This window comes from Nonomuraea sp. NPDC049725 (assembly GCF_040674795.1).
GTDB classification, from domain to species: Bacteria; Actinomycetota; Actinomycetes; order Streptosporangiales; family Streptosporangiaceae; genus Nonomuraea; species Nonomuraea ceibae.
On record NZ_JBFANJ010000028.1, the window covers coordinates 1 to 19,635 of the forward strand.

General features: G+C 72.9%; 20 protein-coding genes and 1 pseudogene. 1 reads left to right on the forward strand and 20 read right to left on the reverse strand.

Translation table 11 applies throughout. From position 1 onward, the window contains the following. The 13 genes and pseudogenes from AB0J53_RS42650 to AB0J53_RS42710 all read right to left on the reverse strand — a co-directional run. A pseudogene (locus tag AB0J53_RS42650) lies at nucleotides 1-288 on the reverse strand (GNAT family N-acetyltransferase); the annotation flags it as partial. A 127-nt stretch (nucleotides 289-415) separates the two neighbouring features. Next, nucleotides 416-976: a nitroreductase family protein gene (locus AB0J53_RS42655; protein ID WP_364183413.1), complete on the reverse strand. Its 561-nt coding sequence runs from the start codon at nucleotides 974-976 to the stop codon at nucleotides 416-418. Nucleotides 977-1,119: 143 nt separating this feature from the next. Further along, nucleotides 1,120-1,809 (reverse strand): aspartate/glutamate racemase family protein, encoded by a 690-nt coding sequence (locus AB0J53_RS42660; RefSeq protein WP_357593836.1) that lies wholly within the window; start codon nucleotides 1,807-1,809, stop codon nucleotides 1,120-1,122. Further along, nucleotides 1,806-3,044 (reverse strand): FAD-dependent oxidoreductase, encoded by a 1,239-nt coding sequence (locus tag AB0J53_RS42665; RefSeq protein WP_364183417.1) that lies wholly within the window; start codon nucleotides 3,042-3,044, stop codon nucleotides 1,806-1,808. The genes AB0J53_RS42660 and AB0J53_RS42665 overlap by 4 nt, the downstream gene beginning before the upstream one ends. Then, nucleotides 3,045-3,914 carry a family 3 encapsulin nanocompartment shell protein gene (locus tag AB0J53_RS42670; RefSeq protein ID WP_219518076.1) on the reverse strand — a complete coding sequence of 290 codons (870 nt, stop codon included), beginning with the start codon at nucleotides 3,912-3,914 and terminating at the stop codon, nucleotides 3,045-3,047. Beyond that, a complete protein-coding gene (locus AB0J53_RS42675; protein WP_219518079.1) occupies nucleotides 3,911-4,747 on the reverse strand; it encodes a class I SAM-dependent methyltransferase in 837 nt (278 codons plus the stop codon). Before AB0J53_RS42675 ends, AB0J53_RS42670 begins: the two co-directional genes overlap by 4 nt. A gap of 13 nt (nucleotides 4,748-4,760) precedes the next feature. After that, nucleotides 4,761-5,582, reverse strand: coding sequence for an SDR family oxidoreductase (locus tag AB0J53_RS42680; protein WP_364183420.1), 822 nt, complete (start codon nucleotides 5,580-5,582; stop codon nucleotides 4,761-4,763). After that, complete coding sequence (locus AB0J53_RS42685) at nucleotides 5,566-6,525, reverse strand: sulfotransferase (protein ID WP_219518083.1); 960 nt, start codon at nucleotides 6,523-6,525, stop codon at nucleotides 5,566-5,568. Before AB0J53_RS42685 ends, AB0J53_RS42680 begins: the two co-directional genes overlap by 17 nt. 10 nt (nucleotides 6,526-6,535) lie before the next feature. Beyond that, nucleotides 6,536-7,672 carry an MFS transporter gene (locus tag AB0J53_RS42690; RefSeq protein WP_364183424.1) on the reverse strand — a complete coding sequence of 379 codons (1,137 nt, stop codon included), beginning with the start codon at nucleotides 7,670-7,672 and terminating at the stop codon, nucleotides 6,536-6,538. Continuing rightward, on the reverse strand, nucleotides 7,669-8,916 hold the full coding sequence (locus tag AB0J53_RS42695; protein ID WP_364183427.1) for an aminotransferase class I/II-fold pyridoxal phosphate-dependent enzyme: 1,248 nt from the start codon (nucleotides 8,914-8,916) through the stop codon (nucleotides 7,669-7,671). The genes AB0J53_RS42690 and AB0J53_RS42695 overlap by 4 nt, the downstream gene beginning before the upstream one ends. 245 nt (nucleotides 8,917-9,161) lie before the next feature. After that, nucleotides 9,162-10,859, reverse strand: coding sequence for a tetratricopeptide repeat protein (locus tag AB0J53_RS42700; RefSeq protein WP_364183430.1), 1,698 nt, complete (start codon nucleotides 10,857-10,859; stop codon nucleotides 9,162-9,164). A 69-nt stretch (nucleotides 10,860-10,928) separates the two neighbouring features. Next, a complete protein-coding gene (locus tag AB0J53_RS42705) occupies nucleotides 10,929-11,054 on the reverse strand; it encodes a hypothetical protein (protein ID WP_281427500.1) in 126 nt (41 codons plus the stop codon). A gap of 36 nt (nucleotides 11,055-11,090) precedes the next feature. Then, nucleotides 11,091-11,600, reverse strand: coding sequence for a helix-turn-helix domain-containing protein (locus tag AB0J53_RS42710; protein WP_219518087.1), 510 nt, complete (start codon nucleotides 11,598-11,600; stop codon nucleotides 11,091-11,093). 83 nt (nucleotides 11,601-11,683) lie between these two features. On the opposite strand from AB0J53_RS42710, the gene AB0J53_RS42715 reads away from it, so the two are divergent. Then, complete coding sequence (locus AB0J53_RS42715; protein WP_364183433.1) at nucleotides 11,684-12,118, forward strand: hypothetical protein; 435 nt, start codon at nucleotides 11,684-11,686, stop codon at nucleotides 12,116-12,118. Nucleotides 12,119-12,175: 57 nt separating this feature from the next. On the opposite strand, the gene AB0J53_RS42720 is transcribed toward AB0J53_RS42715, so the two are convergent. From AB0J53_RS42720 to AB0J53_RS42750, 7 genes are all read right to left on the reverse strand, one after another. Continuing rightward, entirely contained in the window at nucleotides 12,176-12,928 is a 753-nt protein-coding gene (locus AB0J53_RS42720) for a PIG-L family deacetylase (RefSeq protein ID WP_219518091.1), read from the reverse strand. 11 nt (nucleotides 12,929-12,939) lie between these two features. Then, a complete protein-coding gene (locus AB0J53_RS42725) occupies nucleotides 12,940-14,076 on the reverse strand; it encodes an ROK family protein (protein WP_219518093.1) in 1,137 nt (378 codons plus the stop codon). A gap of 2 nt (nucleotides 14,077-14,078) precedes the next feature. After that, complete coding sequence (locus tag AB0J53_RS42730; RefSeq protein ID WP_219518094.1) at nucleotides 14,079-14,915, reverse strand: carbohydrate ABC transporter permease; 837 nt, start codon at nucleotides 14,913-14,915, stop codon at nucleotides 14,079-14,081. A 1-nt stretch (nucleotide 14,916) separates the two neighbouring features. Continuing rightward, nucleotides 14,917-15,798, reverse strand: coding sequence for a sugar ABC transporter permease (locus AB0J53_RS42735; RefSeq protein ID WP_364183438.1), 882 nt, complete (start codon nucleotides 15,796-15,798; stop codon nucleotides 14,917-14,919). Nucleotides 15,799-15,801: 3 nt separating this feature from the next. Further along, nucleotides 15,802-17,229 (reverse strand): N-acetylglucosamine/diacetylchitobiose ABC transporter substrate-binding protein, encoded by a 1,428-nt coding sequence (ngcE, locus tag AB0J53_RS42740; RefSeq protein ID WP_364183441.1) that lies wholly within the window; start codon nucleotides 17,227-17,229, stop codon nucleotides 15,802-15,804. A 90-nt stretch (nucleotides 17,230-17,319) separates the two neighbouring features. Next, nucleotides 17,320-18,276 carry a BadF/BadG/BcrA/BcrD ATPase family protein gene (locus tag AB0J53_RS42745; protein WP_364183444.1) on the reverse strand — a complete coding sequence of 319 codons (957 nt, stop codon included), beginning with the start codon at nucleotides 18,274-18,276 and terminating at the stop codon, nucleotides 17,320-17,322. Further along, on the reverse strand, nucleotides 18,270-19,520 hold the full coding sequence (locus AB0J53_RS42750; RefSeq protein WP_364183447.1) for a 6-phospho-beta-glucosidase: 1,251 nt from the start codon (nucleotides 19,518-19,520) through the stop codon (nucleotides 18,270-18,272). The genes AB0J53_RS42745 and AB0J53_RS42750 overlap by 7 nt, the downstream gene beginning before the upstream one ends. Nucleotides 19,521-19,635: the final 115 nt, after the last annotated feature.

A 19,635-nucleotide genomic window follows, 5' to 3' on the forward strand; every position in this document is an offset into this window, starting at 1 on the left:
GCCGAGGTCCGAGGCCAGCCGCCGGGCCAGCTCGCCGTGGCGCCGGGCGTCCGGCGCGACGGCGAGCCTCAGCAGCCGGGGATGGTCCAGCAGGCCGACGGCGAGGATCCGCCCGCCGCGGCTCCACGTCCGGACGGCCGCGGCCGTCGCCTCCGCGCCGAACCGCCAGAACCAGCCCAGATCCCCCGGATGCAACTGCATCGGCGCGCCCTCGTGCTGCCACGCGCGCAGCGCGGCCGTGATCCCGTCCAGCCCGCCGGTCCCGGGCTCGCTCAGCTCGATCGTCATGCCGCCGATCACACACCAGCGGACCGGCGGCGGGCACCAGGTTTTCGGCCGGTCCGGCCCGGCGGCCCCGTGCGGCGGCCCAGCGCGGCGGCCCGCCATCCCGGCGCGGCGGTCATGGGCCGTCGCTTCAGGGGCCGTCGCTCCAGGGGGCCGATCGGAGTTCGGCGACGCTGCGCCGCCTCCGTACGGGCTGCCCCCGGTCGGCCGGGACGCCGACGGCGGTCATCGTCAGGACGGTCCAGCCGGGGTTCGGGCGCAGCTCGGCCGTCAGGCCGTCCTTGTCGAAGGCGCGGAACTGGTGACAGGTGAGGCTCATCGCCTGGGCCTGCACGGTCAGGTGGGCGACGGCCTGGCCGAGGTCGTAGTCGGCGAACTCCGAGTAGACCAGGTCGGTGTCGTCCACGTGGCGGCGGGCCAGGTTCACGATCAGGAGCCCGGCGGCCGGGGCCCACCGCGCCGAACTGGGGGCGAGGAACCGGGTGACCCGCGCGTGGTCCGGCTCTCCGGGACGGACCGGGAGGAACGCCCAGGGCTGGGAGTTGCCCGCCGAGGGCGCCCACCGCGCGGCCTCCAGCAGCAGCGCGAGCGTCTCGTCGCCGACGACGCCCGCCGGGTCGAACGCGGACGGGCTGAACCGGTCCGCGAGGAGCGGGTGCAGGCCGAGCCGGAGATCGTGGTCAACGTTCACGCACGTGCACAACTTTCCGGCCCGCCCGTTTATGCCGCACCGGCAGGGCGGTGGTCCTGCCCGTCCATGCGGCACTGGCAGAGGCGGCGGCCCTGCCCGCTCATGCCTCACTGGTAGAGGCGGCGGTCTCGCCCGTTCGTGCCTCATCGGTAGGGGCGGCGGTCGAGGGTGGCGTGGACCATGGTGGTGAGCGTGACGATGTCGAAGACCGGCAGCCCCGTCTCGGCCTGGATCGCGTGCGCGAACGGCACCAGGTCGGTGCACTCGATGAGCAGCGCCCCCATGTCGGGGTTGTCCTTGGCGAGCCGCCGCACCTGGCCGAGCACCTCGCGTTCCAGGCGGTCGGCGTCGAGGGCGTCGCGCCGCCCCTCCAGCATCACCTCGCGGAACTCGGGCTGCTCGGACATCCCGGTCACGCACACCGGCACGTGCTCGCCGCCGATCGCGGCCAGGTGGCGGCCGGTCAGCGCGGGTTCCTTGGCGACGAGCAGGCCGACCTTCTGGTGCGGCATGAGCATGCGGTGGATCATCGGGAGCTGGATCAGGCTGGAGGAGAACAGCGGCACGCCGACCGCCCCGGCGAGCCGTTCCTGGAAGAGCACGAGGAAGCCGCAGGCGCCGGTGACGGCGGCGGCGCCGCGCGCCTCCAGGTTGCGCGCCGCCTCGACGAACGGGTCGAGCAGCCGGGGGTCGGCCTGGGTGACCACCCGTTCCGGCGTCGCGCCCTCGACGACCTCGTAGATCACCGGGAAGCCGAACGTGGCGGGGTTGCGGATGTGTCCGGGGATCTTGGTGAACGTGGTCTCCAGGCAGAGCACGCCGATCGGCTTCACTGGAACCTCCTGCCGTAGCGGAAGGGGGCGGGGTCGAGGTCGGGGGTCTCGCCGGCCAGGAGCTGGGCGAGCAGCTTGCCGCCGACGGGCGCGAGGCCGAGCCCGATGTGCCCGTGCCCGCAGGCCAGCGCCAGGTTCTCGTACGGCTCGGCCCGCCCGATGTACGGGAGGCTGTCGGGGGTGCAGGGACGCAGGCCGCTCCAGGTCTGCGGCGTCGCGGTGGTGTCGAGGGCGGGCAGGTGGTCGCGCACGGTCCGCAGGATGCCGTCCACCCGGCGGCGCGAGATCGTGGTGTCCATGCCGGACAGTTCGAGGGTGCCGCCCAGGCGCAGGCGGTCGCCGAGCGGGGTGATGGCGACCTTGCCCTCGCTGAGCAGGACCGGCCGGCGGGGGGCGCCGCCGGGGCTCTTGAGCGTGACGGAGTAGCCCTTGGCGGGCTGCAGCATGAGCTTCAGCCCCGCCTTGCGGGCGAGGGCCGCGGACCACGCGCCGGCGGCGATGACGACGGTGCCGGGCCGCAGGTCGCCGCGTGAGGTGCGCACCTGCCGGACGCGGCGGCCCGCGACCTCGAGGTCCAGCACGTCGGTGTCCTCCAGCAGCTCGACGCCCATGCCGGCCAGCGTCGCGGCGAGCTCGGTGACGAACTCGGGCACGCGCAGGTAGGCGCCCTCCTCGTTGTAGAGCGCGCCGCTGATGTCGAACTCGACGCCGGGTTCGAGCGTGCTCAGCTCGCCGGGTTCGAGCACGCGCAGCGGCACCCCGGACGCGTTCGCCCGGGAGACCGTGCGGCGGGCCCGGTCGAACCCCTGCGGCGTCCGGAAGGCGATCACCATGCCCCGGGCGGTGAGCGTGTCGTCGCCGCACAGCTCCCGCAGGATGGTGAGGCTGCGCTGTTTCATGTCGAGCAGGACGCGGAACGCCTCCCCGGCCGCCTGCTCGGTGCAGCGGCGGCGGAAGCGCCACAGCCAGGCGATCAGCGCCGGGTCGGGGCGCGGCCTGATGAAGAACGGGCTGCGCGGGTCGAGCAGCCAGCGCAGCCCCAGGGCGGGCACGCCGGGCTCGGCCAGGGGGGCGGCGCCCTGCGTGCCGACGAATCCGGTGTTGCCGTGCGAGCACGACTGCGGGCCGCCGATCGGCCCGCGCTCGACCACGGTCACGGTGGCGCCGGCCCTGCGCAGGTAGTAGGCGCAGAACAGGCCGGCGACACCGCCGCCGACGACCAGCACGTCCGGCATCTACAGGCTCACGACGAAGAAGTTGGTCGGCAGGTTGATCACCACGCGTTCGTAGATCTCCGCCATGAGCGCGATGCCGGGCTCGGCGAACGTGCCGGGCGGCGGCTCGGCGAAGCGGATCACCGAGCGTCCGGCGTCGAACAGCAGCGCGCCGTGCCCGAAGTCGCCGACGACGGCCGTGCCCGGCTCGACCAGCCGGGTCCTGACGATGAAGACGCCGTTGCGCTCGACGTCGTCCATCAGGCTGCCCTCGCCCATGAACGTGTAGTAGTCGACGGGGTTGATGATGAGGCCGTCGGCCGTGCCGCCCATCTGCTCGACCTCGTTGCACGCGGCCAGGATCGTCGAGGCGAACGGCCCCTTCGACGTCATGCGGGCGATTCCCGGCAGGTTCAGCAGGCCGCCGGGGCCGCGGATGATCGTGTTGTTCTCGGCCGTGGCGAGGCGGACGATCAGCCGGTAGTTGACGAACGACTCGAACGTCTCCTGGTCCTCCCACAGGCCGGGCGGCACCTGGACCCAGGCGGTCGTGGGGAGCAGCTCGGGCACCTCGGAGCGGTGGAAGCGGCTGGCCGCCTCCCGGCGCACGTCGGCCTCGAACACCTCGGGGTCGCCGGGGGCGGGCGGGCTCTCGTGCCAGTAGTAGCGGCGCGGGTCCCTCGACAGGTCGACGACCTTGAGCATGTTGCGGGCCGGGTAGCGGGGCTTGCGCCGCGAGCTGGTCAGCGAGTCGGTGATGGTCACGTCGTACTCGACGGCCGCCTCCAGCCCCTTGTCGGCGCACGCCTCGGCGAACCTGCGGCCGGGTGACATCTCCTGCTTGCGCTGGGCGACGACCTCGGCCATCGTGCGCTTGATCTCCTGCTTCATGACGTCCTCCGGTGAGGCTTGCGGGCGACGAACACTCCCCAGCCGAACTCGCCCTGGTCGATGGCGACCTGGATCTCGCCGCACGACTCGGCGAAGGCGAGCATCCAGTCCCTGGCCGCGGGGTCCTCGGTGGTCCGCGCGCGCTCGCGGGCGGTCGTGCCCAGCACGCGGTAGGTCTGCCTGATGTGGCTCTCCAGGTTGCGGGCCAGCAGGATCTCGAACCCGCTGCGCTCCAGCTCGGCCTGGTACTCCACCAGCGAGTAGCCGCTGCTCCACCTGACCCGGTCGTAGACGTGCCTGCGGGCCCGTTCGCCGATCTCCTTCTTCGGCTGGAGGAAGTCGGAGAAGGCGAACACGCCGCCGGGCCGCAGCACGCGGAAGATCTCGGCATGGCTGCGCGGCTTGTCGGGCACCAGGAAGAGCGCGTCCTGGCTGACCACGTGGCTGAACGTGCCGTCCTCGTACGGCATGGCGGTGGCGGAGCCGTGCCGGAACTCGATGCCCAGGGCGGGGTCGGCGAGCTGCCTGGCGAACCTGACCCGTTCCAGGCTCAGGTCCAGCCCCTCGCCCCGGCAGCCGTGCCGGGTGGCCAGGTGGATGAGGAAGTTGCCGCAGCCGCAGCCGACGTCCAGTACGTGCGACGAGCCGTCGATGCCCGCCTCGGCCGCCATGAGCTCGGAGGTGCGCTCGGCCGCCGCCCGGTAGTCCTCGTCGTCCTCGCCGGCGAAGTAGCCGGTGTGCAGGACGCCTTCGCTGTCCCAGAAGCTCAGATAGGTCTGCGTGGTCCGGTCGAAGAAGTCGCCGACGTCCTGCTCGGTGTAGGTGGTCGACATCCCTGGGGCTCCTTCAGGTGTTGGTGTCCTTGCGCGTTCGGGTGAGGTGCGGCAGGTCGGGTCCGGTGACGGCGGCGCCGCCGTCGACGGCGTGCACGGCGCCGGTGACGAACGAGGCGCGCTCGCTCGCCAGGAAGGCGGCCACGGCGGCGACCTCCTCGGGGCGGGCCATCCGGCCCAGGGCGCTGTGGTGGCCCATGCGGGCGAGCTGTTCCTCCACATCGCCGCCGAGGCTCGCGGCCATCCGCTCGATGGGCGGGGTGCGGGCGTGGCCGGGCGCGATCACGTTGACGGTGATCCCGTCGCGGCCGACGTCCGAGGCCAGCGCCTGGGCGAAGCGCAGCAGCGCGCCCCTGGTCACGCCCGACAGCGCCAGCGGCGGGATCGGCGTGGTGGCCGTCTCGGAGGCCACGTAGACGAGCCGCCCCCACCCGGCGGCCTTCAGGTGCGGCAGCGCGGCCAGCGTCAGGTTGACCGCGGGCATCAGCACCTTGTCCACGGCCGCCTGGTAGTCCTCCACCTCGAATCCGGAGGCGGGGCCGATGGGCGGGCTGCCGCCGCTGACGACCACGACGTGGAGGGCGCCGAGCTCGGCGGCGACCGTGCCGACCCACCGGCGGGCGGCCTGCCTGTCGGTGATGTCGACGCCGGTGGCGTGGACGCGCCCGCGCGCCACCCGCTCGATCTCGCGGGCGGCCGACTCCAGCCGGGGCCGGTCGCGGGCGCCGATCGCGACGTGCGCGCCCTCGCGGGCGAGCTCCGCGGCGGTGGCCAGGCCGAGGCCGCTGGAGCCGCCGGCGACGAGCGCGACCTTGCCGTCAAGCCCGAGATCCATGGTTCTCCTTCGGCCGGGCCCCGCCTGCCAGCGTGCCGCCGTAGCTGTAGCCGTAGCGGCTGAAGAGCGGGGTGGCGAGCGTGACGGCGGCGAGCCTGGCAGGCCGGGTGAGGGTGTCCTTCCAGGTGTCGTCGCGGTCGCGGATCACGGTGGCGCCGGTGCGGAAGCGGTCGGGGTTGCCGGTGACGGTGTGGTTGGTGTGCAGCTCGACCGTGCGGTCGCGTACCGGGTTGGGAGCGGGGCCGGCGTCGCAGTGCCGGACGAGGGCGTCGATCGTCGCCTCCGGGTCGGTGGTGAAGTCCTCGTAGCGCAGGAAGAGCGAGCGCTGCGGGAAGCGGCGGGTGATGGCGTGGGAGGCCAGGTTGAACCCGTGCCAGTAGGCGGTGCTCATCCAGGAGGACATGGCGTAGACGTACTGCTTGGGCTGTCTCCAGGAGTGCGCGACCGCGCGCGGGTCGCGCACGAGGTGCACGTAGTAGGGGGTGATGCCGTCCAGGTACGGCAGCAGCGCCGCCTCGCCCGGGATCTTGGTGGTGTCGACGATGACGCGCGAGCCGGTGCGTTCGGCGACGGCGTGGTAGGTGCGGGTCATCAGGTCGGCGTGGGCCCTGATGTCGTCGCCGTCGAGCCCTCGGCCGAGCACCCGCCAGGTGTGCCGGGTGCGCACGCAGGCGCGCTGGCGGCGGATCACGGTGGCGGCGAAGTCGGCCAGTGGCAGTCCGCCGGGGTTGCCGAGCGGCAGGATCCGCGACCAGATCGGGCACTCGGTGAGCGCGCTGCCGCAGCCGCACAGGTTGTTCACGCCCAGGCCGGCGCCGTTCTTCCAGAGGAAGTGCAGCTCGCCGACGTGGAAGAAGCCGGGGATCTCGTTGAGGACGTTGCCGATGATGGTGCTGCCGTTGCGGCACCAGCCGGTGACGCAGAGGACCTTGATCGTGTCCACGCTCTCTCCTTCAGCCCGTGGCCGCGGGCAGCGTGACGGGCCGGCGTACGCACAGGCCCACGCCGACGGCCGCCACCGCGCAGGCCGCGCCCACCAGGAAGACGGCCGGGTAGCCGAGCCCGCCCGCGACCACGCCGATGAGCGGCCCCCACACGGCCAGCCCGAGGTCCCAGAAGGACGTGTACGCGCCGAGCGCGGCGCCCTGTTTGGCCGGGTCGGTGCGGTTCATGACCATGAGGGCGAGCGACGGGTGCAGCAGGGAGAAGCCGACGCCCATCACCACGCCGCCGAGCACGGCCAGCGGCAGGTTCGGCGCCACCGCGATGATCACCAGCCCGGCGGCCTCGCCCGCGCCGCACCAGATCACCATCCGGCGCGGGCCCACCCGGTCGGGCAGGTGGCCGATGACCAGCCGGGTGCCCGCGTAGACCAGGCTGAACCCGCTGAGCACGGCCACGCCGGAGCCGATGCCGCGCGCCTGGAGGTGCAGCACCACGAAGGCGGCCAGGCCGGCGTACCCGGCGGCGGCCAGCGCCAGGGCGGTGCCCGGCAGCAGCGCGGGCCGCAGCAGCAGGCCGCCGCCGCTCGCCCGGTCGGACCGGGCGGGGGCGGGCGCCGAGCTCACCAGGGCGAGCGCGATCACCCCCATGCCGATGCTGAACGCCCACACCGTCCCGTAGCCGTGGCTCGACAGCGCGGCGCCGAGGAACGTCCCGGCCGCGATGCCGCCCCACATGCTGACGCCGTACAGGCCGACGAGCTGGCCGCGCCGGTTGTGCGGCGCGAGCGAGACCGTCCAGACGGCCCCGGCGGTGAACAGCGCGGCCTCGCCGACGCCGAGCAGCAGGCGGTCGGCGACCAGGCCCGCGACGCCGATCGGGGCGTAGTAGAGCGCGCCGCCCACGGCCACGATCAGCGCCCCGGCCTGCATGACGCGGCGGTGCCCGTACCTGTCGGCCAGGTGTCCCGCCACCGGCCTGACCAGCAGCGCCGTCAGCGCGGTCGCCATGACGACGACGCCGACGGTGAAGCCGGTGGAGCCGTACCTGTCGGTGACGAAGCTCGGCAGCACCGGGATCGCGGCGGCCAGGCCCACGTAACCGGCGAACAGGCCGCCGAAGATGCCGGCGAGGGCGCGTGGCCTCACGAGCCCGCCACCTTGCGCACGGCCTCGATCAGGTGGTCGCAGTCCTCCACCGACAGCGACGACGACAGCGGCACGTCCACGGCCTCCCGCAGGTAGCGGGTGGTGCGGGGCAGCAGCGCCTGGATCGAGGCCACGTCCTGGCCGCGGAACAGGAAGCGCCAGTTCCAGAAGACGCGCACGTTGGTGTCGCGGTCGGAGCCGAGGTTGCGCGCGCCGATGCCCTCGTGGCACAGCGCGTCGGCGAACCAGGCGGCGTCGCCGCCGGGCACCCGGAAGATGAACGCCTCGCCCAGGAACGCGCCGGGCGCGACCGGCCGGCGCACGGCGATCCGCGGCACGTCCTTGAGCGCCTCCGACACGTAGGTGTAGTTGTCGTGGAAGCACTTCAGGCGCAGCGGCAGCCGGTCCAGCTCCGAGCGCAGCAGCGCCGCGCGGATCTCGTCCATGCGGAAGCTGAGCAGCGGCAGGTCCAGGTCGGTGTCGATGGGCGGGTCGCCGCCGGGGAAGTGCCGCTTCAGCCGGCCCTCGTACGCGCCGGACAGCACGACGGCGCGGGCGAACAGCTCGCTGTCGTCGGTGACGAGGAAGCCGCCCTCGCCGCAGTTGAGCGACTTGTCGGACTGGGTGCTGAACCCGCCGGCCAGGCCGAACGTGCCGAGCTTGCGCCCGTCCAGCTCGGCGCCGAGGGCGGGCACGGCGTCCTCGAACACCGGCACGCCCTTCTCGGCGGCGAACGCGGTCACGGCCGCCATGTCGGCGGCGAAGCCCCGCATGTGCACCACGAGGATCGCCTTGATCTCCGGGTTCCAGCGGGCGCGCAGGTCGTCGAGGTCGAGGTGCAGGTCCTCGTCCACCTCGACGAGGAACGGCGTGCAGCCGGCCAGCACGATGGCGCTCGGGGTGGCGACGAACGTGAAGCCGGGGCAGGCGATGAGCGAGCCGGGCGGGATGCCGGCCGCCATGATGGACAGCGCGATCGCGGTGGTGCCGCTGGAGACGGCCAGGGCGTGCCTGGTGCCGAAGTAGCGCGACAGCTCGGCCTCTAATCGGCCGCACTCGGTCTCTTGCTGGGGTCGGTAGTCGTAGCGGAAGTACAGATGGCTGCGGATCGCGCGGAGCGCGGCTTCCTCGTCCTCGCGGTGAACGAAGACTGCCCCCTTGTCGTACGTCGGCCAGGGGTCGTGCCGTACCGGGTCGCCGCCGTTGATGGCCAGGCGTGCGGAACCGTCCCTCTCGCTCTGCACCGTATGCTCCTCGACATCGGCTTGATGGAGTTCTCGGGGGTGGGTGAACGGTCGGCCTTCTGTGGACGTGCATGCGGCTTTTCGAGGAGCGCGAGAGTGCCCGGCGATCGTCCGGGAAGCCGCGCGGCGGGGCTCGGAACCCCGTGGCGCCCGCGCTGTTGATCAAGCTGGGTACGAATTCTCCCTGGATGTTCTCCGAGGGAACCGATCATGTCAACGGTTTCGTCAAGAGTGTCCAGGGCCGGTCAGCGGGCCGCCTCGCGGCGGCAGCGGGCCAGCTCCGCGCGCAGGTCGCCGCGCAGCCCTCGGTCCAGCCCCGGCTGGGCGAGCGCGTCGGTGAAGTCGCGGGCGGCCTCGTCCCAGCGGCCGAGCCGCATGAGCGCCATGCCCCGGTTGTAGCGCGGCACCGGCGCCGCCGACAGCGCCACGGCCCGGTCCAGGTCGGCCACGGCGGCCGCGGCGTCCCCGCGTTCGAAGCGGACGGCCGCCCGGTTCGTCCAGGCTTCGACGAGGTCCGGGTCGCCGTCCAGGGCGCGGGTCAACAGGGCGTCGGCCTCGTCGTGGCTGCCGCGCTCCGAGCGGATCAGCCCGAGCGTGCACAGCAGCGCGGGCTCGTGCGGGGCCAGCTCCAGCCCGGCGCGCGCGCCTTCCTCGGCCGCGTCCAGCAGGCCGGTCTCCAGCTGGAGGTTGACCAGGGCGATCCGGGCGTCGAGGTGGCCGGGGGCGACGGCGAGCGCCCGCTGGAGGTCGTCGCGCGCCCGGTCGAGGCGGCCGCGTTCCTGTTCGAGCACGGCCCGGTTGTAGTACGCCTCCGGCAGGTGCGGGCCGAGGCGGATCGCGGCGTCGTAGTCCTTGATCGCGGCCCGGGCGCGGCCGGCGGCGCGGTGCAGGGCGGCCCGGTCGGCGTAGTACTCGCAGTTGCCGGGGTCCTGCTCGATCACGGTGTCGAGGTCGGCCAGGGCGCGGGCCGGGTCGCGCAGGGCGAGGTGCACCTGGGCCCGGTTGTGCAGCAGCCGGGCCGTGTGCTGCGGCAGCTCGCCGGGGGCGAGCACGGCCGACAGCCTGGCCAGGCCGTCGTCGACCAGGCGCAGCGCGCGGGCGGGCTCGCCGGCCTTGGCGTGCAGGAGCGCCACGCCCTGCTCGTAGAAGACGGTGGAGACGACCCGCTCGCGCGGGTCGTCCAGGGTCGCGGCGAGGCTCAGCGCCCGCTCCAGCCAGTGGAGCGCCCGCTGCGGGTCCTGGGCGGCGCCGGGCAGGTGCCGGGCGTGGAGCATGGCCGTGGAGTACGCGGCCGACATGAGGATCCTGGTGTCGCCGGTCGCCGCCCGCGCCTCGTCGTAGAGCTCCAGGGCTTCGGCGGCCCGGTCGAGGGCGGCCAGCGCGGTGGCCAGGCCGGTGGTGAACGACCACCAGTGCCGCAGGTCGTCCCCCGGGGTCACGAGCTCACGGCCGCGCCGGGCGACGCGCGCCGCGTGGTGGTAGAAGCCGCGCGCCAGGCTGTCGCCCAGGGCGGTGCGCAACGCGTCCGGCGCCGGGTCCGTGACGGGTGGCGGGTCGCCGTCGTCGCGCAGGTCCAGGCGCAGCGCCGGGACGTCCCTGCGGGCCAGCGCGGCCAGGAGCTCGGCGGTGGTCTCGTCGGCGGCGGCCACGTGGTCGAAGCGTACGGTGACCGGTTGCCGGAGGGCACCGGCCCAGGCCGCCACGAGCTCGGCCGCCCCGTACGCCAGGAAGGCGGTGCGGCGGGCAGGGTGGAACCTGATCGGCTCCTCCTCCGCCGCCGGGCGGGCGGCGCGGCCGAGCCACGGGGCGATGGCGTGCAGCTCGACCTCGTGCCGCGCGGCGAGCTTGGGCCGCTCCCCCGCGATCCGGGCGAGGAACCGCGCGACCCCGGCGTACGGCCCGTGAGCGCGATGGCAGTCGTAGCGGTGCGGCTCCGTGCTCACCGGTGTGCTGATCTCCCTAGGCCGGTCCGGGCAGGGGCGGGCGCCCGGGGACGCCCGCCGGGGTGGCTGCTACCAGCACCACTCGAACCAGATCCGGCGGGCGCCGGCCAGCAGGCGAAGGTCACTCTTCCGGCGGATGGTCATCTTCTTCATGAGCGCCTCCAGGTTGATCACTTCCGGGACTGCCCAGAGCATAAGCATGGAGATCCCGAAATATGAAGATCTTGGGGGTCATGATTCTTCCGGCGCGAGGCCGCTGCGGCGGGCCAGCACCCGGGTGCCGGGGCCGGAGGCGGCGCCCGGGCCCGGCAGGGCCGTCACGTCGGTGGCCGTCACCGGCTGCCCGCACTCCGAGCAGCAGACCCGGGGCGTGAACCGGGCCCCGCACGCGTCGTGCTCCAGCAGCACCGGCGGGCCGCCCGCCGGGGTCGCCCACTTGTCGCCCCAGGCCATGAGCGCCATCAGCACGGGCACGAGCTCGCGCCCGGCCTCGGTGAGGTGGTAGGCGTGGCGCGGCGGGCGCTCCTGGTAGGCGCGGCGCTCCACGATGCCGTCGGCGATCAGGGCCTCCAGCCGCCGGGTGAGCAGGTTGCGCGAGACGCCGAGGTTCTCGGCGATGTCGTCGAACCGGTGCAGGCCGAGGTGGATGTCCCGCAGGATCAGCGGCGTCCACCATTCGCCGACCCGTTCCAGGGACTGCCCGATCGAGCAGTGCATCTCCGCGAAGCTGGTCCGTTGCATGCCCTCCAGCATAGTGGGTTGCTTGATTGAACTCACTGCCGTTACATTGCGGGCGACAGAGAGTTCAATGAAAGGACTTACCCATGCCGTTCGTGGAGCTGTTCGTCCCCAAGGGCTCGCTCGACCAGGAGCGCCGCGAGAAGATCGGAGGGCGGCTGGTGTCCGAGGTGATGATCGCCGAGGGCGCCCCCGACAACGAGGTCGCCCGGTCCATCTCGTGGCTCGTGGTGAACGAGGTCGACGCCTGGTTCATCGGCGGGCGCGAGCTGCCCGCCGGGGAGAAGCCGCGCTACGTGGTGCGCGTGGGCGTCCCGGCCGGCTCGCTCACCGACGACAAGCGCCTCGACATCGTCCAGCGCGTCACACGGGTGCTGGCGGACGCCGACCCGGAGCCTGAGCGGTTCGGCCGGGCCACCTCCGCCTGGGTGCACATCAACGAGATCCCCGACGGCAACTGGGGCGCGGGCGGGGAGATCGTCCGCCTGGAGAACATCGCGGCCCTGGTCACCCGCGGCTAGCCGGCCGGAGGCGGCCGGGCACGGACCGCCCGGCCGCCGCCGTCGCAGCCGGTGGGGTCAGCGCTCGCCCGCGAGGAGGCGCGCGATCTCGTCCTGGCCGGCCTGCCTGCCGTAGCCGGCGAGCTGGAAGGTCTCCGGGCCGACGAACTCCGCCCAGTGCTCGCGGACGAAGGCCCGGCCCGCCTCGGCGTCACCCCGCTCCGGCGCCTTGTCGAGGAAGCCCCGCTGCCACGGCGCGAACTCCAGGAACTGCGAGGCGTGGGCCAGGCACGCGTCCAGCTTGGCCGTCAGCACCGGGGCCACGTCCACCACCACGTCCGCCCGGTGCACCGGGGCCGAGGCGTAGTCGGTCATCAGCAGGCACACCGGCATCCGCGTCAGGGGCGGCTTGCCCACCTCCAGGTTGCGCGTCATCGCGAACTCGACGGCCTGCTCGGCCAGCAGCCCGGCCGCCCGGTTGTCCGGATGGCCGCTCCCGTCGGCGTGCAGGGCGATCACCAGGTCCGGCCGCCAGCCGCGCACCTGCGCCAGCACGCGCAGCCGCATCTCCAGGCTCGGCTCCAGCATGCCGTCGTGCACGTCGTGGAAGATCTCGTAGTCGATCACGCCGAGCGCGTCGGCCGCCCGGAACGCCTCCTCCGCGCGGCGGCGGGCCAGCGGGCCGCGTTCCATCTCGTGGTGCCCGGCGTCACCGTTGGTGAGCGTCAGGAACTTCACCGCGTGCCCGGCCCGTGCCAGCAGCGCGGCGGTGCCGCCCGCGTAGATCTCGGGCTCGTCGGGGTGAGCGGCGATCACGAGGGTTCTCAACATCAGCGTTTTCCTTAGGGATGGGATTCGCCGGTACGGCCTGCCGTACCGGCTTGGAAGACCCGCTCGCGGGTCAGGTCCAGGGCGTAGCACAGCGCGCCGTCGAGGACGGCGTTGCCGTCGACGGCGCTCAGCGCGACGGTGACGGGCACCAGGGGGGTCTCGGCCAGGCGGCCGGCGACCAGGGCCCGGAGCGGTTCGCCGCCCGCGATGCACAGCGGGCCGGCCAGCACCACCAGGCCGGGGTCGAGCACGCCGATGGCGGCGCTCACGCCGAGCGCGACCCGGGCGGCCACGTCGGACAGGAACCGCGGATCGGCCTCGCGCAGCGCCCGGCCGGCGCCGTCGAGGGTCGGCTCGGCCGTCACGCCGTGCGCGGCGGCGAGCGCGGCCAGCGGTTCGGCGCCGAGCAGCGCGCCCAGCGGGCCGCCGTCGTGGCCGTAGACGCGGCCCTTGCTGACCGGGTCGGGCACGATGACGGAGCCGACCTCGCCGCCGCGCCCGGTGACGCCGCGCCAGACGGTGCCGTCCAGCACCGCCCCGGCGCCGACGCCGGCGCCCACCCAGAACAGCACGAAGCTGTCGTCCTGGTGCTCCTGCTGCTCGCGGATGGCGACGAGGTTGACGTCGTTCTCCAGGCGCACGTGGCCGGGCAGGTCGTCGAGCCCGGTCCAGCCGGCGAGCTGGACGGCCTGGCGCAGCCGCCGTCCCTCGGCCTCGACGATGCCCGGGACCCCCACCACGACCTGGTCGAGCTCGTCCAGGCGGAAGCCGGCCGCGGCCAGCGTCTCCTCCAGCAGCAGCCGCGCGTCGCCGGTCGCCTCGGTGCGGTGGCCGCCCAGGACGCGGCCGGTCAGGTCGGCGACGGACACCTCGATCGACCGCGTCGTGAGGTCGACGCCCGCCACCCGGGCGGCCGAGCCGTCCAGCGCCCACATCTGCGCGGCGGGCCCGGCGTTGCCCGGCTTGTGGCCGGCCTTCCTGGCCAGCCCGCTGTTCTCCAGCCTGCGCAGCACCTCGGCGGCCGACGCCTTCGACAGGCCGGTGTGCGTCTCCAGTTCGGCGCGGGTCAGCGCGCCGTGCTCCAGGAGCAGGGTGAGGGCGGTGCGTTCGTTGAGTGTGCGGAAGACGGTGGGGTTTCCCGTGGACATGCCTACTTCAGCGCTCCTGATGTCAGCCCGGACTGGATGTGTCGCTGGAAGACGATATAGATCAGCACCACGGGGAGCACGGTCATGCTCAGCGCCGCGAACAGCCCCGGCCAGTCGGCTTCGTAGCCGGCGATGGTCGAGATGTCGGCGATGCCCTGGGTGATGACCCACAGGTCCTTGTCCCCCGGCAGCAGCACCAGCGGGATCAGATACTGGTTCCACTGGCCGAGCACGTTGAAGATGGTCAGGCTGACCAGGGCGGGCTTGGCCATGGGCAGCATCACCTGGAAGAACGTGCGCGTGTGGGAGGCGCCGTCGATCATGGCCGCCTCCGCGACCGCGTCCGGCAGCGCCCGGAAGAACGACGTCAGGAAGAACACGGTGAACGGCAGCGAGTACGCGACGTACACCAGGACCAGGCCGAGGTGCGTGTTGAGCAGCCCGAGCCCGTCGACCACGAAGAACAGCGGGACCAGCGCCAGGAAGACGGGGAAGGCCATGCCGGAGACGAACAGGTAGTACACCAGCCGGTTGCCGGGGAAGCGGTAGCGCGCCAGCACGTAGGCGGCCATGGAGCTGAGCAGCATGGTGCCGGCCACGCCGAAGAAGACCACGATGACGGTGTTGAGCAGGTAGCGGCCGACGTTGGCACGTTCCCAGGCCCGCGCCCAGTTGTCCCAGCGCAGCTCGCCCGGCAGTTGCAGGGCGTCGCCGAAGATCTCGGCGTTGCTCTTGAACGAGGCCAGCAGGGTCCACAGCAGCGGGGCGACGATGAGCAGCGCCCAGAGCGCCAGGACGAGCTGGATGCCGACCTGGTGGATGCGGATTTTTCGCAACATTTCAGTACACGACCTTTTCGCGGCGAGTGACCCGCATCGTCAGCGCGGCGAACGTGAGCGTCAGGAAGAACAGCGCCACACCCAGCGCCGAGGCGTACCCGAACCGCGAGTAGCCGAAGGCGTTCTTGTAGATCTCGGTGGCCAGCACGCTCGTCGCCCCGTCCGGCCCGCCCTGCTCCATCGACAGCACGTTGACCAGCGCGAAGGCGTCGAACGCGGCGATCCCCAGGTAGACCCAGGCGACCTGGACGGTGTCCCACACCAGCGGCAGCGTGATGGAGAAGAACGTGCGCAGCCGCCCCGCGCCGTCCAGCGCGGCCGCCTCGAACACCTCGCGGGGAATGGCCGCCATGCCGGCCGAGAACAGCACCACGTAGAACCCGACCGCCTGCCACACCATCACCGCGATGATCGACCACAGCGCCAGGTTCTGGTCCGTCAGCCAGCCGACCGGCTCGATCCCGAGCCTGGCCAGCCCGCCGTTGATCACGCCGCTGGCGTCCGGCCGGTAGACGGCCTTGAACAGCACGCCGACCACGGCCACCGCCAGCACCTGCGGCAGGAAGAAGATCACCCGGTAGACCCGCGACCCGGGCGTGCCCGCCGAGTCGCTGAGCAGGTAGGCGAAGGCCAGGCCCAGCGCGATCGTCAGCACCGGCAGCGTGACCAGGAGCACCGCGTGGTTGCGGATGGCCTGCCAGAAGGTGTCGTCGCCGAACATGCGCTCGAAGTTGTCCAGCCCGACGAAGTTCAGGTTCGCCGACACCCCGCGCCAGTCGGTCAGCGCGATCTGGAACGCCTGCGCGTACGGGCTGATCACGAAGACCAGGTAGAGCGCCACGGGCAGGAGGAGGAAGCCCGCGACGAAGCCGTGCCGCCGCACGGCTCAGACGCTCCTGGACTGCTTGGCGATCGCCGAGTCGGCCTTGAGCGCGTCGGCCTTCTTCTGCATGTTCGCGCAGAACTCCTCGGGCGTGATGCGCCCGGACATCACCGAGTTCGTCTGGACCTGGCCGTGGTCGAACAGCTCCTTGTACCAGCCCTCGAAGCGGATGTCGGTGATGATGTCCGTGCCGGCCGCCTCCTGGGCCTTGGCCGCGCTGCGCACCGCCGAGGTCAGCTCCAGGCCGTCGACGACGCCGTTGACGACGGTGAGGTTCTTCGTCATCTCGGTGTAGCCGCGCGCCCCCTCCCGCGACAGCATCATGCGCAGGTACTCCAGGCCGCCCTGCGGGTTCGCGCCCTTGGCGGCCACGAAGAACGCCTCGCTCACGCCGACCATGATCGCCTCGTACGGCATGGCGTCGGCGGCGGTGATGCTGGGCACCGGCGCGATCGCGTACTCGAACGACTCGGGCCGGTCCTTGGCCATCTCGTTCTCCAGCCAGGAGCCGCACGGGTAGAACAGCACCTCGTCCTTCAGGTGCTTGACCTGCGTCTGGGTGTGGTCGAGGCCGAAGTACGCCTTGTCGCCGAAGTCGCGCTGGACCTGGGCCCAGGCGGCGACCGCCTGCCGGACGGGCTCGGCCTGCCAGGCGCCGTCGGCCAGGTTGTCGATGTCGATGATCACCTTGTTGCCGCCGATCTTGGCGGCGCTGTAGACGAGGTTCCACAGCTGGTAGAAGGGGCCGACCTGGCCCGGGTAGGCGAACAGCGCGATCCCGGCCTTCTTCGCCTCCTCGCCCAGGGCGTTGAACTCGGCCCAGGTCCGGGGCACCTGCCAGCCGCGCTGGTCGAACAGCTTGGCGTTGTACCAGAGCGCGCGGTGGGCGACCGTGTACTGCAGCACCCGGGGCACGCCGTCGATCAGGGAGTTCTCGTACACCCCGCCGACGAGCGTGTCGCGGACCTTCTTGGCCGGGTCGGCGAGCGAGGGCGCCTCGAACAGCGGCGTCAGGTCGGCCAGGTGCCCTTCGGCGACCAGCGACTGCAGGTCGAGCGCCTCGGGGCCGGAGTTGTTGACCACGTCGGGCGCGTCGCCGCTGATGAACCGGGGGCGGAGCTGGGTGCCGACCTTCTGCGTCGGCACGTGGTTGATCTTGGCCTTGGGGTACGCCTTGCTGTAGAGGGCCTCGTGCAGCTCTGTGGCGTACCCGTCGCCGTTGCCGCCGCTGAAGATCACCACTTCGAGCGGCCTGGCCGCGTCCACCCCGAGGGGGTTGGCCGCCGACGTGGGCGCGGCCGAGGACGCCGCGACGGGACCGGCGGATCGGCTGGTGGCGCACGCGCTGAGCAGCCCGGCGCCGGGGCCCGCCGCGAGGGCGGTGAGTCCGATCCGTCGAAGAACCTCACGTCGGCTGGGGGTCGTGGACATGGGTGGCTCCTTACCGCTAACCGTCCGGATACTTTCCAGACGGTTAGCGGCTGACTATAGGTTCACGCCCTCGGGCACGTCAACCATCCGTCAGAAGGAGGCCCGCAGCCGCGCCTCGGCGGCCTCACCAGCGCCCACGCGGTCCAGCGCGTTCAGCGCCGCGCCGACGATCGGCGGCTGCCGCGGGATCACCTGCTTGGCCAGCGGCGCCCGCTCCCCGAACCGCTCGTCGAGCATCCTCGACAGCAGCGGGATCCGCGCGCGCAGCACTCCCCCGCCGAGCACCACCTCGGTCGGCGTCCGCAGCAGCCCGAGGCGGCGCAGGCACACCTCCGCCATGACCACGACCTCGTCGGCCAGCCGGGTCACCAGGCCGAGAGCGATCCCGTCCCCCGCCTCGGCCGCCTCGAACACGACCGGCGCGAACCGCGTGAGCCGTTCGGCGGGGATCCGCCCGACGTGCAGGCCGATCACCGCCTCCTCGACCGTCCGCGTGCCGAAGTGCGCCGCGATCGCCGGGGTCAGCGCGGTCGGCGCGCCCCGGCCGTCCTCGCCCCGGACGGCGTGCCACAGCGCCTCCTCGGACAGGCCGCCGCCGCCTCCCCAGTCGCCGCTGAGCTTGCCCAGCGACGGGAAGCGCGCGACCTCGCCCGCCGGCGACACGCCCACCGCGTTGATGCCGGCGCCGCACACCACCGCGACGCCGCTCGGCCCGGACGCGCCCGAGCGCAGCAGCGCGAAGCTGTCGTTGGCGACGACGACCTCGCCCGCCGTCCCGCGCGCGCGGAACTCGGCCGCCAGCGCCTCCTCCTCGACCGGCAGGTCCGCCCCCGCCAGGTAGGCGGTCAGCAGGTCCGCGTACGGCGGGGCCGCGTCCGGGCCCAGCGCCTGCCGGATCGCCTCCTCCACGACGTCCACGGCCGCCGCCACGCCCTGGCTCTGCGGCAGGAACGCCCCGGCCGACCCTCTGGCCAGCACCGTCCCGCCCGGGTCGAGCACCACGACGTCCGTCTTGCTGTTGCCGCCGTCGACCGCGATGATCACCACGACAGGTACCCGCCGTTCGCCTCCAGCAGCAGCCCGGTCAGCTCGGCCGACAGGTGCTCCTGGCCGATCAGTGGGTGGGCGAGCAGCGCGTCACGCACCCGGTCCGCGCCGCCGTGCAGCGCCGCGTCCAGGGCCAGCTGCTCGTACGCGGACACGTGCGCGACGAGTCCGGCGTACAGCGGCTCCAGCGAGGCGACGGGCAGCGGTTCGGCGCCCGAGGCGGTGATCCTGGCCGGGACCTCGATCACGGCGTCCGGGCCGAGGAAGGGCAGGGTGCCGCCGTTGCGCACGTTGACGACCTGGGTGTCGCCCCGGTCGCCCAGCAGGGAGGCGATCAGCGCGACCGCCGCCTCGGAGTAGAACGCGCCGCCGCGCTTGCCGAGCAGCTCCGGCTTGGTGTTCACCGACGGGTCGGCGTACAGCTTGAGCAGTTCCTCCTCCATCGCCGCGACCTCGGCCGCCCGCGACGGCTTGGCCCGCTGCTCCTCCACGACCAGGTCGTGGGCGTAGAAGTAACGCAGGTAGTACGACGGCACGGTGCGGAGGCGGCGCAGCAGCTCCACGGGCAGCCCGATGTCGTCGGCGATCTCCTGCCCGTGCTCGGCCAGCAGCTCGGGCAGCACGTCGACGCCGTCCACGAGGACCGAGCGCTCCCAGGTCAGGTGGTTGAGCCCGACGTGCCCGAGCTCGACCCGGTCGGGTTCGACGCCCAGGTGCTTGGCGAAGCGGCGCTGGAAGCCGATCGCCACGTTGCACAGCCCGATCGCCCGGTGCCCGGCGTCGAGCAGGGCCCGGGTGACGATCCCGACGGGGTTGGTGAAGTCGACGATCCAGGCGTCGGGGGCGTGCGCGCGTACCTGCTCGGCGAGGTCGAGGACGACCGGGACGGTGCGCAGCGCCTTGGCCAGGCCGCCCGCGCCGGTGGTCTCCTGGCCGACGCAGCCGCACTGCAACGGCAGCGTCTCGTCGACGTTCCGCGCGGCCTGGCCGCCCACCCGGAGCTGGAACAGCACCGCGTCGGCCCCGGCGACGCCCTCGGCCACCTCGGCCGTCGCGACCACCCGCGCCGGGTGCCCGGCGTGCGCCAGCATCCGGCGAGCCATGCCCGCCACCAGCCCGAGCCTGGAAGCGTCCGGGTCCACCAGCGCGATCTCGGTCAGCGGCAGCTCGTCGCGCAGCCGCGCGAAGCCGTCGATCAGCTCGGGGGTGTAGGTCGAGCCGCCCCCGATCACGGCGAGTTTCATGCGAACTCCCTAGTTAGGAAACTTTCCTAACCCGGGACCTTAGCTGACGCTTTCGGGAAAAGCCCTATGCGGACGGGCCCCGCCGCCGTCATCCGGTGGAAGGACACGTCTCTCC